This window comes from Pseudomonas sp. SK2 (assembly GCF_016772395.1).
Classification (GTDB): Bacteria; Pseudomonadota; Gammaproteobacteria; order Pseudomonadales; family Pseudomonadaceae; genus Aquipseudomonas; species Aquipseudomonas taiwanensis.
Genome location: NZ_CP061944.1, coordinates 2,370,596 through 2,387,484 on the forward strand (window position 1 = coordinate 2,370,596; position 16,889 = coordinate 2,387,484).

The following is a 16,889-nucleotide window of genomic DNA, read 5'->3' on the forward strand; positions in this document are numbered from 1 at the left end:
TGGTGCGCCAGGCGTCATTGATGACGATAGGTGGCTCAGGCGAAGGCGGGCAGGCTGGCCATCTTGCCGCGGCAGTAGACCATCGGCCGTGGGGCCTCTTCGGGCACGATCAGGTTGTGCACCTTGCCGACCATGATGGCGTGGTCGCCGCCTTCGTATTCACGCCACAATTCGCATTCGATGACGGCGGTGGCGCCGGCCAGAATGGGGTTGCCAAGCTCGCTCAAAGTCCACTCGATACCAGCGGCCTTGTCCTTGCCTTTCTTGGCGAACGCGTAGGCTTCGGTCTGTTGCTCGCCAGAGAGCAGGTGGATGGCAAAGCGCTTGTTGCGCATCAGTACCGGGTAGGAATCGGAGCTGTAGTTCGGGCAGAACAGCACCAGCGGCGGGTCCATGGACAGGGAAGAAAATGCGCTGGCGGTAAGGCCGACGATCGAACCATCGTCGTCCAGGGTGGTGATGACCGTGACGCCGGACGGGAAGGAGCCCAGGACATGCTTGTAGACGGTTGCATCGATCATGGCGAATACCTCGAGAGGGCTGCGGTGGTCCGCGGTTTTTATCGTTGATGTGTCTGATGGTATACCGTAATACTCGATTTGCAAGTGGAATTTTACACCGGGTAAAAATCACGATGAATGGCGCAAGGCCGCATGAACAGCGGCTTTGAAAAAATCAAGCAAGCATTGCGGGTGCTGCTGAACCGGATCAGTTACACATTTTTCAGCCGCATCAGTGTTGTCAAAAGCTTGGAATACCATAATATGGTCTTCAGCTGAGAGGCCGCCCCGCGCGGTTTCCTTACAAAGATAAAAACGACCTTTCGAGCTGAAAACCTATGTCCCAACCGTCGTCGCAACACCAGTTTGTCGAGAATCACACGGTCGATTACGTTCCACCTGCCGAGCGCCACGGGAAGGCGCGTGATCTGTTCACCCTTTGGTTCAGCACCAACATAGCGCCCCTGCCCATCGTCACCGGCGCCATGGTGGTCCAGGTATTCCACCTGAATCTGTTGTGGGGGTTGGTCGCCATCGTGCTGGGTCATCTTGCCGGGGGCGTGGTCATCGCCTTGGCCTCTGCCCAGGGACCGCAGTTGGGCATTCCGCAGATGGTCCAGAGCCGTGGCCAATTCGGCCGCTATGGCGCCTTACTGATCGTGTTCTTCACGGCGCTCATTTATGTGGGCTTCTTCATTTCCAACATCGTGTTGGCGGGCAAGTCGATCCATGGCATCGCCCCCAGCGTGCCGATGCCCACTGCCATCGTCATTGGTGCGCTGAGCGCAACGGCCATTGGTGTGATCGGTTACCGCTTCATCCACACCTTGAACCGTATTGGCACCTGGGTGATGGGCTCGGCATTGCTGGCAGGCTTCATCATGATGTTCGCCCAGCAGCTGCCGGCTGACTTCTTCAGCCGCGGAGGGTTCAACCTGTCAGGCTTCATCGCCACGGTGTCGCTCGGCACTATCTGGCAGATCAGCTTCTCGCCGTACACCTCCGACTACTCGCGCTACCTGCCGCGTGAGGTAGGCATCGCCAAGCCATTCTGGGCGACCTATTTCGGCGCCACACTGGGCACCATTTTGTGCTTCAGTTTCGGTGCCGTGGCGGTGCTGTGCGTGCCGCAAGGTACCGATGCGATGGACGCGGTCAAGCAAGCCACCGGTTGGCTGGGGCCGATCCTGATGGTGCTGTTCCTGCTCAACATCATCAGCCATAACGCCCTCAACCTCTATGGCGCGGTGCTGTCGATCGTCACGGCCATCCAGACCTTCGTCGCCCAGTGGACCCCGAGCATCAAGGTGCGGGTGATTTTGGCGTCGCTGATCTTGGTGGGCTGCGGCCTGGTAGCGCTCAATGCATCGGCGGACTTCATCGGTCAGTTCATCGGCCTGATCCTGGCGCTACTGCTGGTGCTCGTACCGTGGGCCTCGATCAACTTGATCGACTTCTACCTGATCAAGAAAGGCCAGTACGACATTGCCTCGATCTTCCGCGCCGATGGCGGTATCTACGGGCGCTTCAACCACCATGCGATTGTCGCCTATGCCTGCGGGATCCTGGTGCAGTTGCCGTTCGCCAACACTTCGCTGTATGTCGGGCCCTACTCGAACATCGTCGAGGGGGCCGACCTGTCGTGGCTGTTTGGCTTGTTGGTGACGGTGCCGCTCTATTACTGCCTGGCGACCCGAGGCAAGGAAGAGAAAGCGGGGCAGGTTGTCAGTGCGAATGACTGACTGGGCTTCGTAACGACCGTGATGGCGCTGCTTTGGCAGCGCCATCTTCGTTTTCGGGGGGCCTACAACGGATAGTGCTTCAGTTCCCGAGCGATCAGCATCCGCTGGATCTCGCTCGAGCCCTCATAGATCTGCGTGATCCGCGCATCGCGGTAATACCGCTCCACCGGATAGTCTTCCAGGTAGCCATAGCCTCCGTGCACCTGAATCGCCATCGAACACACGCGCTCGGCCATTTCCGAAGCGAACAGCTTGGCCTGGGATGCTTCCGACAAGCACGGCTTGCCCGCGCTGCGCAGGCGCGCAGCATGCAGTATCAACAGGCGCGCGGCATTGACCTGTACCTGCATGTCGGCCAGCAGGTTAGCGATGCTCTGGTGTTCATTGATCGGCTTGCCGAACTGCACACGGTCGCGCGAATAGAGAAGGGCAGCCTCGAATGCCGCGCGGGCTATCCCCAAAGCTTGGGCGGCGATGCCTATCCGCCCGCCTTCGAGGTTGGAGAGGGCGATAGCCAGGCCCTTGCCGCGCTCGCCAAGGATGTTGGCGGCCGGAATACGGCAGTTGTCGAGGGAGACCGCGCAGGTATCCGAAGCGCGGATGCCCATCTTGTGCTCGCTACGGTCGACCTTGAACCCCGGATTGTCGGTCGGCACCAGAAAGGCAGAAAGACCCTTCTTGCCCAGCTCCGGGTCGGTGACGGCGAAGACGATGGCCAGTCCGGCACGGCGGGCGTTGCTGACGAACTGCTTGGAGCCGTTGATCACCCATTCGCCGTTGACCAGCTCTGCACGGGTGCGCAGGTTGTGCGCTTCGGAGCCGGCTTGCGGCTCGGTCAGGCAGAAGCAACCGATGACTTCGCCGCTGGCCAGGCGCGGTAGCCAGGCCTGTTGCTGCTCGGGCGTGCCATAAGCCAGCAGCGGGCCGCAACCGACGGAGTTGTGAATGCTCATCATCGCCCCGGTAGCGCCGCAGCCAGCAGCGATCTCCTCGACGGCCAGGGCGTAGGCGACATAGTCGGTGTAGCTGCCGCCAAAGTCTTCAGGCACCACCATGCCAAGCAGGCCCAGTTCGCCCATTTTCTTCACCACGGCGTCATCGATCCAGCCGGCCTTTTCCCAAGCCTGGGCGTGGGGGGCGATCTCGCCGCGGGCAAAGTCCCGGGCCATGTCGCGGATCATGATCTGCTCTTCGCTCAGTTCCAGGTCTTGCATGTGCGTACTCCCAGGCTCACAAGCCTTCGAAGAATTGGTCGACCCGCTGGCGGCTCAGCCCGCTCAAGGTCGGCGGATTCCAGCGTGGTTGTTTGTCCTTGTCGATGATCAGGGCGCGTACGCCTTCGATGATATCGCCGTGCTGGAACCACTGGCGGTCCAGGTGCAACTCCATGGCGAAGCAGTCTTCCAGTGCCAGGTGGCGGCCTCGGCGCAGCATCTCCAAGGTCACTGCCATGGCCAGCGGCGAACGGCTTTCCAGCAGGTCGGCTGTGGCTATGGCCCACGGGCGACTGTCACCGATGCTGACCGCGCGCAGTTGCTCGATGATTGCGAGCGGGTCGGGTTGGGCGAAGAAGTGGTCGATGACGGGGCGCAGCTTTTCCAGAGGGGCATCGTTCAGGGTCTGGGTGCCGAGGGTGGCCATCAGGTTTTGCAGGTCCTTGAGTGGGTATTCGCCGAACGTGATGTTATCCAGGCCTTGCTCCAGGGCAGTGAGGGCGTCGCTGGCCAGGTACCAGTCGGCCAGCCCGCAGTACAGGGCATCGGCGGCCTGGATCTGCACGCCACTGACCCCCAGGTAGATGCCTAGTTCACCGGGAATGCGCGGCAGGAAATAACTGCCGCCCACGTCCGGGAAGTAACCGATGCCCACCTCGGGCATGCCCAGGCGGCTGCGCTCGGTGACGATGCGCAGGTCCGCGCCTTGGGCCAGGCCCATGCCGCCGCCGAGGGTGAAACCGTCCATCAGCACCAGAACCGGTTTGCGGTAGCGATGGATGAGCAGGTCGAGGGCATATTCCTCGACGAAGAAATCTTCGTGAAGCCTGTCACCAGCCTTGAAGCTGTCATGCAGCGAGCGGATATCGCCACCGGCGCAGAAGCCCTTGGGGCCTTCGCCGCGCAGAACCACGGCCTTTACCTGTGCGTCCTCGGCCCACCGGTCCAAGTGCTGGCGCAGGCTGCGCACCATGTCGAGGGTCAGGGCGTTGAGGCCGGTAGGGCGGTTGAGGGTGAGGTGGCCAATGTGGTTGCGAACCTCGGCCAAAACGTGATCCGTTGCCGAGATGTGAGCATGCGCGGTCATCGCGTTCTCCCTGCTTTGTTATTGATTTTCCAAGTGAAGTCTGGAGTGCGCTGGAGTGTCGCAGGATCGTGGCATGCGAATTTACCGTGCACAATCGACAAATCTGCAGGGGTGTCCTGCATTTTTGCCTTATGTGCGCGCCTTCCGGACAAGTCATGCAACTTTAGCGCTGTCGCGTCCCCGCGTCGTCCGTCGCTGGCCACCTTCGATCCTTGCACCGTGAAACGTCACGCTTACCGATCTCGCCCGATGTAGTCCGTATCCCACGAGTCGTGTCGAACTGCATCTGACATACATGGGAAGCGCGTCCCCGTACCGTTCTCGCACCGCGACTTGCCACGTTCACCTGTCAGGTCGCAGTCGTTTTCACTACGTTTTCCTAAAGGAGGACAGGGATGTTTGCCGCCGCGAACCAGACCCATTTCAGCTTGCACATCGACGGCCTGGAGCACGATTTCCAGGTCCTCGCCTTCAACGGCACGGAAGCCATCAGCCACGCCTATGCCATTGACCTCGAGCTGGTCAGCGAACGCCCTTCGCTGGACCTGGAACGCCTGCTGCACAAACCCGCTTTCCTCCAGCTCGGCGATGCCGGCCGTGGCCTGCACGGCCTGAGCCCTCCCGCCAACCCGGCCAAGCGCCCGCTGGGCAGTGAGGTGCTGGCATGAGTGGCGAATCCAAGCAACGCGAAGCGCAAGTCGCGGTCGCCCCGCTCAACACCATCGACGCCAAGGACGTGGGCCGCGGCGCCGCCGCCTTCGACGCCTGGTTGCAGTCGGTCAGCAGCGGCTACGTCACCCTCGAACGGATCAAGACCGTGGCCGGTGCCTTGCCGGTGGTGGGCAACATCATGGCCCTGGTCGACGCCCTGGGCGATGTGGTCACCCTGGTCAAGAGCAAGCACCGCCAGGTGCTCGACTGGGTCAGCCTGGGCATCAACCTGATCGGCGTATTGCCGGCGCCGCCGACCATGGCAGCCGCCCGCATGAGCTTGCGCCCGACCTTGTTCCTGGTCCGCCAGGAGCTGCGCAACAGCGCCAAGATGCTGCTGGGCGACTCGCTGATCACGGTGCTGATGGGCCACCTCAACGCCACCATCGCCGGGACCCTCGACGACTTTGTGACCCAGGCACAGCCAAAGATCGCCGGCATTCTCAAGGACGCGGGCGATCTGGGTACCAAGGTGACTGGCGAAATTGCCACGGGCCTGGAGAAAGTCGTGCTCGGCCAACTCGACGCCCAGGGCGACAAGGCGGCGGCGAGCAAGCAGATGGCAGCCGCCAGCGACCAGTTGCTCAACGACCCCAAGGCGGCGATCAGCAACTTCTTCGGGGCGTCCGTGTGAGAAGGATGGTACTCATGGGAATAGTCTCAATTCCACTAAACCCGCTATTGGATATACCTTGAGGGATGAAGACGATCATAGCGTTCTAAACTACGGTGAGACTACTATGGGTAAACGCAGGTATACAGAAAAATATCTCAAGGAAAATAACGCATATATGCAGGAGGAGGCATCAGGGACAAAGTGGGAAATGCATGCGTGGCAGCATCAGCAGATATTGGATTACAAGGCTGTAAGTAAAGACGGCAAAAGACCTCCTCTGAATAAAAGCGATTATTAAGGTGCCGTATGATTTTTAGCACTTCAAGTGAACAACATGTTATTGTCGGAAATGCCGCTCAAATTGCTCGAAAAAGAGTAAAAGATGTACTGGTAGAGACTCTGTCTGATGTTTCGCTAGAATGTGGCGCGAACTCGTGGACGTTCATTTCAATTTTAATGCCAGACGAGCGAGTCATTGACTATCCCGAAGTGAAGAAGTACCACAAGGCGCGTAAGGTTATTGAAGTTCGCGTTCAAATACCTGTCAATGAGTTCAAAGAGGCTGATGAGTCAAGGCAGGTGAGCTTAATGCTTGATGCCGTGCTTCGCTCAATCGAAATGATGAAGGAAATAAAGAGTCTGAAGATTACCGAGAGCGATGTTATTTTGCTTAAGGATTCAGTTAACAAAGCCCGTGCGAAGTTAAGTGGCTAATTAGTGTCGCGCTAGACTAGGACGGCGTGGTCAACTGGTCAAAAGCAGGAACCGGCAACTGCTGGACTTGGTTGGGCAAGGTGCTAGGCAACTTTTGCCTACGACGGCAATGGCAAGCTGATCCAGGCCATCAATGCCGACAGCAAGCTGCAATGGTTCCATGACGAAGCGGGCAACCTCACTCGCGAGCATCAGTACTACCTCAAGACCGCTGTGCCGATGGTCGCGGTGTGGAGGCACGAGTACGACGCGCTGAACCTGCGCACGGCGACGATTCGCCCCGATGGCCATAAGGTCAGCACGCTCACCTACGGCAGCGGTCACGTGCTGGGCATGACCATCGACCAGCATGAGCTGCTGGCCTATGAGCGCGATGCTCTGCACCGTGAGGTGGTTCGGCACCAGGGCAACCAGCTGATGCAGACCCAGGCGTGGGACCCGGCAGGTCGCTTGCAGGCGCAATGGCTGGGTAGCCACGACGGCAAGTCCACGTTGCTCAAGCGCCAGTATCAATACGATGCCATCGGCCAGCTGACCAACATCCACGACACCCGCCGTGGTCACCTGGCTTATCAGTACGACCCAGTGGGCCGTCTGCTGCAAGCCACCAGTCGCCTGGGTGTCGAGACCTTCGCCTTCGACCCGGCCGGCAACCTGCTGGACCAGAAGACCCAGGAACTCAACCACCCGCTGGAAAGCGACCCGCGTCGCAACAAGCTGATGGACAACCTGCTGCGCGAGTACGCCGGCACGCATTACCAGTACGACGAACGCGGCAACCTCATCCACCGCCTGCATAACGGCGACAAGGCCCGCCTGACCTGGGACCTGTTCGACCGTCTGGTCCGCTTCGACGATGGCAAGCTCAGCGTGGCGTACAGCTACGACGCCCTGGGCCGTCGCCTGCACAAACACTCGACCGCGCATCACTACGACGATCCCCGTGCGGGCAGTGGCTGGAACCAGATGCAACGCGCCAAGCGCCAGCGCGAACTGGGTTGCGGTTACACCCTGTACGGCTGGGATGGCGACAACCTCGCCTGGGAAAGCTCGCCGCCGCAGGACGAAGGGGAGACCGGGCGGACGGTGCATTACCTGTACGAACCGGACAGCTTCGTGCCCGTTGCGCAGGCGCTGCGCAAGGCACCGATTCGCCTGTTACGGCAGCCGGACTGGCGTGGACGCGAATACGACATCGACCAGGACCCGCTGTGGCAGCACGAAGTGAAGCCGCAGCCGATCGATGCGATTGCCTGGTACCAGTGTGATCACCTCGGCACGCCGATGGAGCTGACCGACCACCACGGAGAGGTGGCGTGGGCGGGGCAGTACAAGGCGTGGGGTGACGTGCGCGAGGTGCGCTCGGACTGGGCCAAGCAGGTTGGGATGAGCAACCCGATTCGCTTCCAGGGGCAGTACCACGATCACGAGACCGGGCTGCATTACAACCGGTATCGGTACTATGATCCGAGGGTTGGGCGGTTCGTGAATCAAGACCCGACTAGTTATGCAGGTGGGCTGAACCTCTTTGCATACGCACCGAACCCGGTATTCTGGATCGACCCTCTGGGGTTGGCGAAAAAGCAGCCAGTACGAGTTGTTAATGGCTGCCCGATTATCGGTACGGGGCAGAAAACTGGTGGAGATGGTCATGCGCAAATATCCGAAAATATGGCGGAGCAGATGGCCAACAGCGGCGATTATGAAAAAGTCGGCGTTAACGTTGCAGTCAAGACAGTGACAGGGGTGCCTTCTGATCCGATTACTCGTCCGGACGTTACGGGACTGAGAAAAGATGGAAAGGTCGACATTGTTGAGGTTCCATCTCCAACAGATGACCCCCGCAAGCTGAGGGCGAAGGGTGACGTCATCCTACAAGGGTTAGGCGGGCGAGCGGGTAGTTACATTGAGACTCCAAAAACTAAGAGAAAGGTTTAAGCATGGAAGAGTTTAGTTTTTTTGTGGCTCATGACTGCCCCGGGAAGAATGTCGATAAAGTGAAAGTTTTTGGCAGGCTCAAAGAATGGATGGAGCGGCGTCCTGCTAGGGTGGATCGATGTGGTGGTAAAAATGGCAAGCTCGTGAAGTTTAACGAGAAAAAATATTTGAATGGGCTACAGGCAGGTGGCGTGGGGGAAGTTTCATTATATTCCGAGCGAATTTGGGGTGCGGGTGAAGTTGATGAGTTTTTGAATTGCGATTTTTCTGCAGGCTACTCAAGTGGCTCAGAACTGCTCTTGTCATCTAATGCCGCTAAACTTGATTTGCAGGGGTTGATTGAGTCATTCTGGGCGCAAGAGGAGGTGGTTGGACTTTGTGACTATGCATACGCGTATAGTGAGACTCAAGCTTACGGCTTTGGTTATGGTATTGGCGTGTCAATGATTGATGATGAGCATCCACTGTTGTGGAAAGGGCACGCTAGAGTCGGTATGTGGAGAAAGATGCAGTGGGCCGGCAGAACAGACGAACTCATCCGAGATGTTTATCCTTTTAATATATTCTCTGAACGCAAAATCGAGGTTTTGCCTCAGAGTAAAAGCCAGGCTTTGGTTCAGGCAATGGAGCGTTTTGGTGAGTCATCTATTCATAAGGGCTTTTCAGTATGGCGTCTGGATGATGCGGACCTTGAGAAGGCGCGCGATTTTCTTAAAGACTCCAATTTGTTAGCATCATATCTCGAGTAAAGTTATAGTCTGTGCAAGCCGCCGGCAAAAAGTAAAGGTAACTTTTCCGGTGGTAGCAGGTCTCTGCCGATAGTCTGTAAAGGGTCGATGAGATATTGGTGGATTATGATTACCTTATAGGTTTTCCGCTTGCCTATAGTTTGCCAACGAAGAATGGAGTGCTGAGTACGACGCGCTGAACCTGCGCACGGCGACGATTCGCCCCGATGGCCATAAGGTCAGCACGCTCACCTACGGCAGCGGTCACGTGCTGGGCATGACCCTTGACCAGCATGAGCCGCTGGCCTACGAGCGCGATGCTCTGCACCGTGAGGTGGTCCGGCATCAGGGCAACCAGCTGATGCAGACCCAGGCGTGGGACCCGGCGGGTCGCCTGCAGGAGCAATGGCTGGGTAGCCACGACGGCAAGTCCACGTTGCTCAAGCGCCAGTATCAATACGATGCCGTCGGCCAGCTGACCGACATCCACGACACCCGCCGTGGTCACCTGGCCTATCAGTACGACCCGGTGGGCCGCCTGCTGCAAGCCACCAGTCGCCTGGGTGTCGAGACCTTCGCCTTCGACCCGGCCGGCAACCTGCTGGACCAGAAGACCCAGGAACTCAACCGCCCGCTGGAAAGCGACCCGCGTCGCAACAAGCTGATGGACAACCTGCTGCGCGAGTACGCCGGCACGCATTACCAGTACGACGAACGCGGCAACCTCATCCACCGCCTGCACAACGGCGACAAGGCCCGCCTGACCTGGGACCTGTTCGACCGTCTGGTCCGCTTCGACGATGGCAAGCTCAGCGTGGCATACAGCTACGACGCGCTGGGCCGTCGCCTGCACAAACACTCGACCGCGCATCACTACGACGATCCCCGTGCGGGCAGCGGCTGGAACCAGATGCAACGCGCCAAGCGCCAGCGCGAACTGGGTTGCGGTTACACCCTGTACGGCTGGGATGGCGACAACCTCGCCTGGGAAAGCTCGCCACCGCAGGACGAAGGCGAGACTGGGCGGACCGTGCACTACCTGTACGAACCGGACAGCTTCGTGCCCGTTGCGCAGGCGCTGCGCAAGGCACCGATTCGCCTGTTACGGCAGCCGGACTGGCGTGGACGCGAATACGACATCGACCAGGACCCGCTGTGGCAGCACGAAGTGAAACCGCAGCCGATCGATGCGATTGCCTGGTACCAGTGCGATCACCTCGGTACGCCGATGGAGCTGACCGACCACCACGGAGAGGTGGCGTGGGCGGGGCAGTACAAGGCGTGGGGTGACGTGCGCGAGGTGCGTTCGGACTGGGCCAGGCAGATTGGGATGAGCAACCCGATTCGCTTCCAGGGGCAGTACCACGATCACGAGACCGGGCTGCATTACAACCGGTATCGGTACTATGATCCGAGGGCTGGGCGGTTTGTGAGCCAGGACCCGATCAGTTACAGAGGTGGCTTCAATCTCTATGCGTATACGCGAAACCCAACGACCTGGGTTGACCCACTAGGGCTTGCAGGCAATCCCACAAAAGCGACACACGTAACGTACCAGGCCGTTGATGAGAAAACGGGTAAGCCATACATAGGCTATGCAAGTATGCCAGGTGATAAGGCTGGTCGGGACGTTGTTAAGTACCGCTACAATGGAAATTATGAGCGTTTTGGTGGCGTAGCTCCAGAGGTTGTTTATCGTGGATATGGAGAGAAAGGGAAGGCAACTGCTAGGGGCCTAGAGCAGCATTATTTCCTTGAGGAGGGTGGCTTGGAAGGTACCGCTAATCGTCAGAATCCTGTGGGGTCAGGAAATCATAGGCGAGATGAGTATGCTGTCGCGGCTAATCGGTATTTGAAGTCACATGCAGCCAATGGTTCTGTTATTTGCGAAATTTAAAGGCTTGTGTGATGAAGAAAAGAGTGGTTTGGAAAGATGGGGATTTTGTCGTTCTCAAGGTAAGAGAGGGACTTTATACCGTTGCCCGCATGCTGAAGGAAGCGATGCTATGTGTATACGATATTTTTCGCCAGGAAGACTGCTGGGATGGTGTCGATTGGGGTGAGGTAAAACCTTTGTTTTGTGTGTTTGTGGGGAGTGTTGTTCAAAAAAATATGGCAATCAGGAAGATTGCAGTTAAAGGTGTTAAAGAGGGTTGTTCGGTTTCGCAAAGGCATTGGATCGTTGCGTATAGAGCTATGGATAAAAGCCATTTTAAAGGCGGCCCTGATACCTTCTTTCTGTTCGGTGGGCGGTTGGTGGATCTAGGAGGTGATGAGCGTGTCGAAACGTATGAGGCGCCAGTATTGAAGCATGACTTATCAGTGGAGGAAGATCGAAATATTATTGAGAAGTATGAGCTGGTAAATATGTGGAGTGATAGAGATCTCTCTGATAGGCTTGCACGCTATCATGATACTGGGATAAATCGAGATGATCTGAAATTCGAGATTTTTCCAGGTTTGTGGCATGATCGGGAAGTATTGCGACCACTGACACGAAGATTGCCTATTCCTATGCGTTGAGTCGACAGATGGCAAATAGCTCTAACACTATGGTTTCTGGATGCCTTTTTGGAGTCATAGGTTGAGTTAGGCTTCATTAAAGTGTTTCACCGCCATTTCATTAGTCTGGGCGGTGGTTGGCAACATCATGATCTAGGACATCAATTTTAACGGCGTGTTGCCAGCGCCTCCGACCATGGCGGCAGCGCAGCACGAAGTGAAGCCGCAGCCGATCGATGCGATTGCCTAGTACCAGTGCGATCACCTCGGTACGCCGATGGAGCTGACCGACCACCACGGAGAGGTGGCGTGGGCGGGGCAGTACAAGGCGTGGGGTGACGTGCACGAGGTGTGTTCGGAGTGGGCCAAGCAGGTTGGGATGAGCAACCCGATTCGCTTCCAGGGGCAGTACCACGATCACAAAACCGGGCTGCATTACAACCGGTATCGGTACTATGATCCGAGCGTCGGGCGGTTTGTGAGTCAGGACCCCATTAGTTACACCGGAGGTTTAAATCTATATGGGTATACTCCAAATCCCACGATCTGGGTTGACCCGCTGGGGCTCGCAGGTAACCCTGCAAATGCTACGCATGTCACGTATCATGCGATTGATCAAAAAACAGGCAAGCCATATATAGGCTATGCGAGCATGCCTGGCCATCAAGTCGGTCCGGACGTGGTTAAGTATCGATACAATGGAAATTATGAGCGTTTTGGTGGCTCAGCTCCCCGAGTGGTCTATCAAGGATATGGGCAAGAAGGTAAAGCAACTGCGCGAGGCCTGGAGCAATATTATTTCATCGAGAACGATGGCTTGGACGGTACTGCCAACCGGCAGAGTCCCGTTGGTAAGAATAATCCAAGGCGACAAGAGTACGCCGATGCGGCAACTCGACATATCGATAGCTTTAATTCCGGTGGCTCTATAATTTGCGGGATTTGGGGGGTTAAATGAAGAGGCGAATAGTCTGGAAGTCTGGCTGTTTTGTTGTTTTGAAGGTGAGGGACGGACTTTATACTGTCGCCCGAATGGTGGGTAGTGCAGTGTTGTGTGTTTATGATATTTTTCGCGAGGAAGATTTTTGGGGGGACATAGCTTGGGCTGAAGTTAAGCCATTGTTTTATGTTTTTGTAGGTTCTGTGGTTCAAAAGAAAATGGTTGTAAGAAAGATAGAAGTTGAGGGAGTTCAAGAGAAGTTTCTCGTGCCGCAACGGTATTGGATTGATCCATATACATCGTTAGATAAAGGGCATTTTAAAGGTGGTCGTGAGACTTTTTCGCTGTACGGGGGGCGGTTGATAGATGTGGGTGATTGTGAAAGAGTGGAGACGTATGGAGCTCCAGTCGTAAAGCATGATTTGTCCGTGTGCGAAGATCGAGATATTATTGAGTCGCATGAGCTGACTAACATGTGGGGTGATGAGGATCTCTCGGATAGGTTGTCACGATATTATGATACTGGGATAAATCGAGATGATTTGAAATTTGAGATTTTTCCGGGCTTATGGGAGGACAGGGAAAAATTGCGACCACTGACAAGAAGATTGCCTGTTCCTCTACGATAAATATTTCAACGTCTGGAAGTGAGGGGCGACGTCGCCATCGGCTCAACGCTCAAGTTATTCGGTTGCAGATGGGCAATAATATGTCCTAGGACGACGCGGTCAACTGGTCAAGAGCAGCAACCGGCAACTGCTGGACTTGGTTGGGCAAGGTGCTAGGCAACTTTTGCCTACGACGGCAACGGCAAGCTGATCCAGGCCATCAATGCCGACAGCAAGTTGCAATGGTTCCATGACGAAGCGGGCAACCTCACTCGCGAGCATCAGTACTACCTCAAGACCGCTGTGCCGATGGTCGCGGTGTGGAAGCACGAGTACGACGCGCTGAACCTGCGCACGGCGACGATTCGCCCCGATGGCCATAAGGTCAGCACGCTCACCTACGGCAGCGGTCACGTGCTGGGCATGACCCTTGACCAGCATGAGCTGCTGGCCTACGAGCGCGATGCTCTGCACCGTGAGGTGGTCCGGCACCAGGGCAACCAGCTGATGCAGACCCAGGCGTGGGACCCGGCAGGTCGCTTGCAGGAGCAATGGCTGGGTAGCCACGACGGCAAGTCCACGTTGCTCAAGCGCCAGTATCAATACGATGCCGTCGGCCAGCTGACCGACATCCACGACACCCGCCGTGGTCACCTGGCCTATCAGTACGACCCGGTGGGCCGCCTGCTGCAAGCCACCAGTCGCCTGGGTGTCGAGACCTTCGCCTTCGACCCGGCCGGCAACCTGCTGGACCAGAAGACCCAGGAACTCAACCGCCCGCTGGAAAGCGACCCGCGTCGCAACAAGCTGATGGACAACCTGCTGCGCGAGTACGCCGGCACGCATTACCAGTACGACGAACGCGGCAACCTCATCCACCGCCTGCACAACGGCGACAAGGCCCGCCTGACCTGGGACCTGTTCGACCGTCTGGTCCGCTTCGACGATGGCAAGCTCAGCGTGGCATACAGCTACGACGCGCTGGGCCGTCGCCTGCACAAACACTCGACCGCGCATCACTACGACGATCCCCGTGCGGGCAGTGGCTGGAACCAGATGCAACGCGCCAAGCGCCAGCGCGAACTGGGTTGCGGTTACACCCTGTACGGCTGGGATGGCGACAACCTCGCCTGGGAAAGCTCGCCACCGCAGGACGAAGGCGAAACCGGGCGGACCGTGCATTACCTGTACGAACCGGACAGCTTCGTGCCCGTTGCGCAGGCGCTGCGCAAGGCACCGATTCGCCTGTTACGGCAGCCGGACTGGCGTGGACGCGAATACGACATCGACCAGGACCCGCTGTGGCAGCACGAAGTGAAACCGCAGCCGATCGATGCGATTGCCTGGTACCAGTGCGATCACCTGGGCACGCCGATGGAGCTGACCGACCACCACGCAGAGGTGGCGTGGGCGGGGCAGTACAAGGCGTGGGGGGAAGTGCGCGAGGAGCGTTCGGAGTGGGCCAAGCAGGTTGGGATGAGCAACCCGATTCGCTTCCAGGGGCAGTACCACGCTCACGAGACCGGGCTGCATTACAACCGGTATCGGTACTATGATCCGAGGGTTGGGCGGTTCGTGAGTCAGGACCCCATTAGTTACGGCGGTGGCTTGAACCTGTATGCCTATACTCCTAACCCTATTTATTGGTACGACTCTCTTGGGCTCACGCCAACAGTATTGGACGCACCGGGTTATGCAGTATATGGCCTATACAATCCCGGTTAGGAAAAGCCATTCTATGTTGGACATACAGCTCAGGACCCAGCTGCTCGAGAACAGCAGCATAAGCAGACCCAGAGGCTGGGGCAGGGCGAGCTTAGAGTGATAGAAAGTGATTTAACATATACTCAGGCGAAAGGTAAGGAACAATTCTATGTCGAAAGCTATGGGGCTAAAACTGGCTTCCCTGGAAACGTAATTGAGCCAATCAACAAGTCAAGAACTGATGAGCGTGGACTTTCGCATTTGGCGGAGTATAAGAATGCCAAGAAAAGTACTGCGCTGTGCGAGTTGTGAGGAGGACGAGTGGGAAAAGTGAATAAAAGCATCACTCCGGGAGATTTTTTTTGTATTCCTGCGCTAAGCGAAATGGATGGAAAGGGCTTTGTTATGGCTCGCTATATAGGTGCGGTTTCTGGAAATGCGGGCTATTTGATAGAGGTCTTCAAAAAGTTTTACAAGGCGCTACCTGCAGATATCGGCGAGGTAGATACGAGTGAGCGTCTTTTTAGACCTGTTCTTTGCTCTTTTAATTTCCCGGAGATTCCCCGTTGGAGGGTGGTTTTTCATGACCCTGATTACGACAGATCTAAATCTGGCTACCAAGATATTGTTCTAGAGTTTGTGCCATATCTCTGGGTCGGTGGTGAGAAGCAACCTAAGGGTATTAAGTCTGAAGGAAAGGGTTTTGAACGGTCAATCTGTTGGCGTACGTTGCACTTGATTTTTAGGGTCAACGCGCATCTAGCAGGCAGATTTGAAAGTGACGAACCATATGACTACCACAAGCTGAATGCTGCGGAACGTGTCGACGCCCCTGATGCTGTCAGCGATGTAATTGCCTTGGCAGAGTCTGTCGAAGCAAATTTGGCGAAGCAATTCAGCGTTTGGAAAAAGAAAGTTAAGGGCTGAGCCTTCATTTCGTCACGACACCCGCCGTGGTCACCTGGCCTATCAGTACGACCCGGTGGGCCGCCTGCTGCAAGCCACCAGTCGCCTGGGTGTCGAGACCTTCGCCTTCGACCCGGCCGGCAACCTGCTGGACCAGAAGACCCAGGAACTCAACCGCCCGCTGGAAAGCGACCCGCGTCGCAACAAGCTGATGGACAACCTGCTGCGCGAGTACGCCGGCACGCATTACCAGTACGACGAACGCGGCAACCTCATCCACCGCCTGCACAACGGCGACAAGGCCCGCCTGACCTGGGACCTGTTCGACCGTCTGGTCCGCTTCGACGATGGCAAGCTCAGCGTGGCGTACAGCTACGACGCGCTGGGCCGTCGCCTGCACAAACACTCGACCGCGCATCACTACGACGATCCCCGTGCGGGCAGCGGCTGGAACCAGATGCAACGCGCCAAGCGCCAGCGCGAACTGGGTTGCGGTTACACCCTGTACGGCTGGGATGGCGACAACCTCGCCTGGGAAAGCTCGCCACCGCAGGACGAAGGCGAGACCGGGCGGACGGTGCATTACCTATACGAACCGGACAGCTTCGTGCCCGTCGCGCAGGCCCTGCGCAAGGCACCGATTCGCCTGTTACGGCAGCCGGACTGGCGTGGACGCGAATACGACATCGACCAGGACCCGCTGTGGCAGCACGAAGTGAAGCCGCAGCCGATCGATGCGATTGCCTGGTACCAGTGCGATCACCTCGGCACGCCGATGGAGCTGACCGACCACCACGCAGAGGTGGCGTGGGCGGGGCAGTACAAGGCGTGGGGGGAAGTGCGCGAGGTGCGCTCGGAGTGGGCCAAGCAGGTTGGGATGAGCAACCCGATTCGCTTCCAGGGGCAGTACCACGATCATGAGACCGGGCTGCATTACAACCGGTATCGGTACTATGATCCGAGGGTTGGGCGGTTTAAA

10 protein-coding genes and 6 pseudogenes are annotated in these 16,889 nt (G+C 57.4%); 13 read left to right on the plus strand and 3 right to left on the minus strand.

The window, feature by feature from the left end:
- Positions 1–35 precede the first annotated feature (35 nt).
- Complete coding sequence (locus tag IF103_RS10560; RefSeq protein ID WP_023380269.1) at positions 36–521, minus strand: flavin reductase family protein; 486 nt, start codon at positions 519–521, stop codon at positions 36–38.
- Positions 522–838: 317 nt separating this feature from the next.
- Between IF103_RS10560 and IF103_RS10565 the strand changes: the two genes are divergently transcribed.
- Complete coding sequence (locus IF103_RS10565; RefSeq protein ID WP_023380270.1) at positions 839–2,242, plus strand: purine-cytosine permease family protein; 1,404 nt, start codon at positions 839–841, stop codon at positions 2,240–2,242.
- Positions 2,243–2,304: 62 nt separating this feature from the next.
- Here IF103_RS10565 and IF103_RS10570 read toward each other — a convergent pair whose 3' ends face one another.
- Together IF103_RS10570 and IF103_RS10575 are read right to left on the minus strand one after the other, a co-directional pair.
- Positions 2,305–3,456, minus strand: coding sequence for an acyl-CoA dehydrogenase family protein (locus tag IF103_RS10570; protein ID WP_023380271.1), 1,152 nt, complete (start codon positions 3,454–3,456; stop codon positions 2,305–2,307).
- A 16-nt stretch (positions 3,457–3,472) separates the two neighbouring features.
- Positions 3,473–4,543, minus strand: coding sequence for an enoyl-CoA hydratase/isomerase family protein (locus tag IF103_RS10575; protein ID WP_202676091.1), 1,071 nt, complete (start codon positions 4,541–4,543; stop codon positions 3,473–3,475).
- 395 nt (positions 4,544–4,938) lie between these two features.
- Between IF103_RS10575 and IF103_RS10580 the strand changes: the two are divergent.
- From IF103_RS10580 to IF103_RS10640, 12 genes and pseudogenes are all read left to right on the plus strand, one after another.
- Positions 4,939–5,157: pseudogene (locus tag IF103_RS10580) on the plus strand (type VI secretion system tip protein VgrG); the annotation flags it as partial.
- Positions 5,158–5,207: 50 nt separating this feature from the next.
- Positions 5,208–5,888: a hypothetical protein gene (locus tag IF103_RS10585; RefSeq protein ID WP_252189437.1), complete on the plus strand. Its 681-nt coding sequence runs from the start codon at positions 5,208–5,210 to the stop codon at positions 5,886–5,888.
- A gap of 288 nt (positions 5,889–6,176) precedes the next feature.
- Positions 6,177–6,584, plus strand: a complete 408-nt coding sequence (locus IF103_RS10595; RefSeq protein ID WP_202676093.1) for an Imm44 family immunity protein — start codon at positions 6,177–6,179, stop codon at positions 6,582–6,584.
- A 90-nt stretch (positions 6,585–6,674) separates the two neighbouring features.
- Positions 6,675–8,165 (plus strand): annotated as a pseudogene (locus IF103_RS10600) (RHS repeat-associated core domain-containing protein); the annotation flags it as partial.
- 359 nt (positions 8,166–8,524) lie between these two features.
- Positions 8,525–9,271 (plus strand): hypothetical protein, encoded by a 747-nt coding sequence (locus tag IF103_RS10605; protein WP_202676094.1) that lies wholly within the window; start codon positions 8,525–8,527, stop codon positions 9,269–9,271.
- A 154-nt stretch (positions 9,272–9,425) separates the two neighbouring features.
- Positions 9,426–10,772 (plus strand): annotated as a pseudogene (locus IF103_RS10610) (RHS repeat-associated core domain-containing protein); the annotation flags it as partial.
- Between the two features lie 386 nt (positions 10,773–11,158).
- On the plus strand, positions 11,159–11,773 hold the full coding sequence (locus IF103_RS10615) for a DUF8309 domain-containing protein (RefSeq protein ID WP_023380281.1): 615 nt from the start codon (positions 11,159–11,161) through the stop codon (positions 11,771–11,773).
- A gap of 193 nt (positions 11,774–11,966) precedes the next feature.
- Positions 11,967–12,323 (plus strand): annotated as a pseudogene (locus IF103_RS25370) (RHS repeat-associated core domain-containing protein); the annotation flags it as partial.
- 383 nt (positions 12,324–12,706) lie between these two features.
- The gene (locus IF103_RS10625; protein WP_202676096.1) at positions 12,707–13,321 is read left to right on the plus strand and encodes a DUF8309 domain-containing protein; all 615 of its coding nucleotides are present in this window, start codon (positions 12,707–12,709) and stop codon (positions 13,319–13,321) included.
- Between the two features lie 159 nt (positions 13,322–13,480).
- Positions 13,481–14,965, plus strand: a pseudogene (locus IF103_RS10630) (RHS repeat-associated core domain-containing protein); the annotation flags it as partial.
- Positions 14,966–15,334: 369 nt separating this feature from the next.
- Complete coding sequence (locus IF103_RS10635) at positions 15,335–15,931, plus strand: Imm26 family immunity protein (RefSeq protein ID WP_158664868.1); 597 nt, start codon at positions 15,335–15,337, stop codon at positions 15,929–15,931.
- 55 nt (positions 15,932–15,986) lie between these two features.
- A pseudogene (locus IF103_RS10640) lies at positions 15,987–16,886 on the plus strand (RHS domain-containing protein); the annotation flags it as partial.
- Positions 16,887–16,889 lie beyond the last annotated feature (3 nt).

Bases quoted from the DNA above. Each gene is read 5' to 3' on its own strand.
- IF103_RS10560 (WP_023380269.1), bottom strand. From the start codon at position 521: ATGATCGATGCAACCGTCTACAAGCATGTCCTGGGCTCCTTCCCGTCC.
- IF103_RS10565 (WP_023380270.1), top strand. From the start codon at position 839: ATGTCCCAACCGTCGTCGCAACACCAGTTTGTCGAGAATCACACGGTC.
- IF103_RS10570 (WP_023380271.1), bottom strand. From the start codon at position 3,456: ATGCAAGACCTGGAACTGAGCGAAGAGCAGATCATGATCCGCGACATG.
- IF103_RS10575 (WP_202676091.1), bottom strand. From the start codon at position 4,543: ATGACCGCGCATGCTCACATCTCGGCAACGGATCACGTTTTGGCCGAG.
- IF103_RS10585 (WP_252189437.1), top strand. From the start codon at position 5,208: ATGAGTGGCGAATCCAAGCAACGCGAAGCGCAAGTCGCGGTCGCCCCG.
- IF103_RS10595 (WP_202676093.1), top strand. From the start codon at position 6,177: ATGATTTTTAGCACTTCAAGTGAACAACATGTTATTGTCGGAAATGCC.
- IF103_RS10605 (WP_202676094.1), top strand. From the start codon at position 8,525: ATGGAAGAGTTTAGTTTTTTTGTGGCTCATGACTGCCCCGGGAAGAAT.
- IF103_RS10615 (WP_023380281.1), top strand. From the start codon at position 11,159: ATGAAGAAAAGAGTGGTTTGGAAAGATGGGGATTTTGTCGTTCTCAAG.
- IF103_RS10625 (WP_202676096.1), top strand. From the start codon at position 12,707: ATGAAGAGGCGAATAGTCTGGAAGTCTGGCTGTTTTGTTGTTTTGAAG.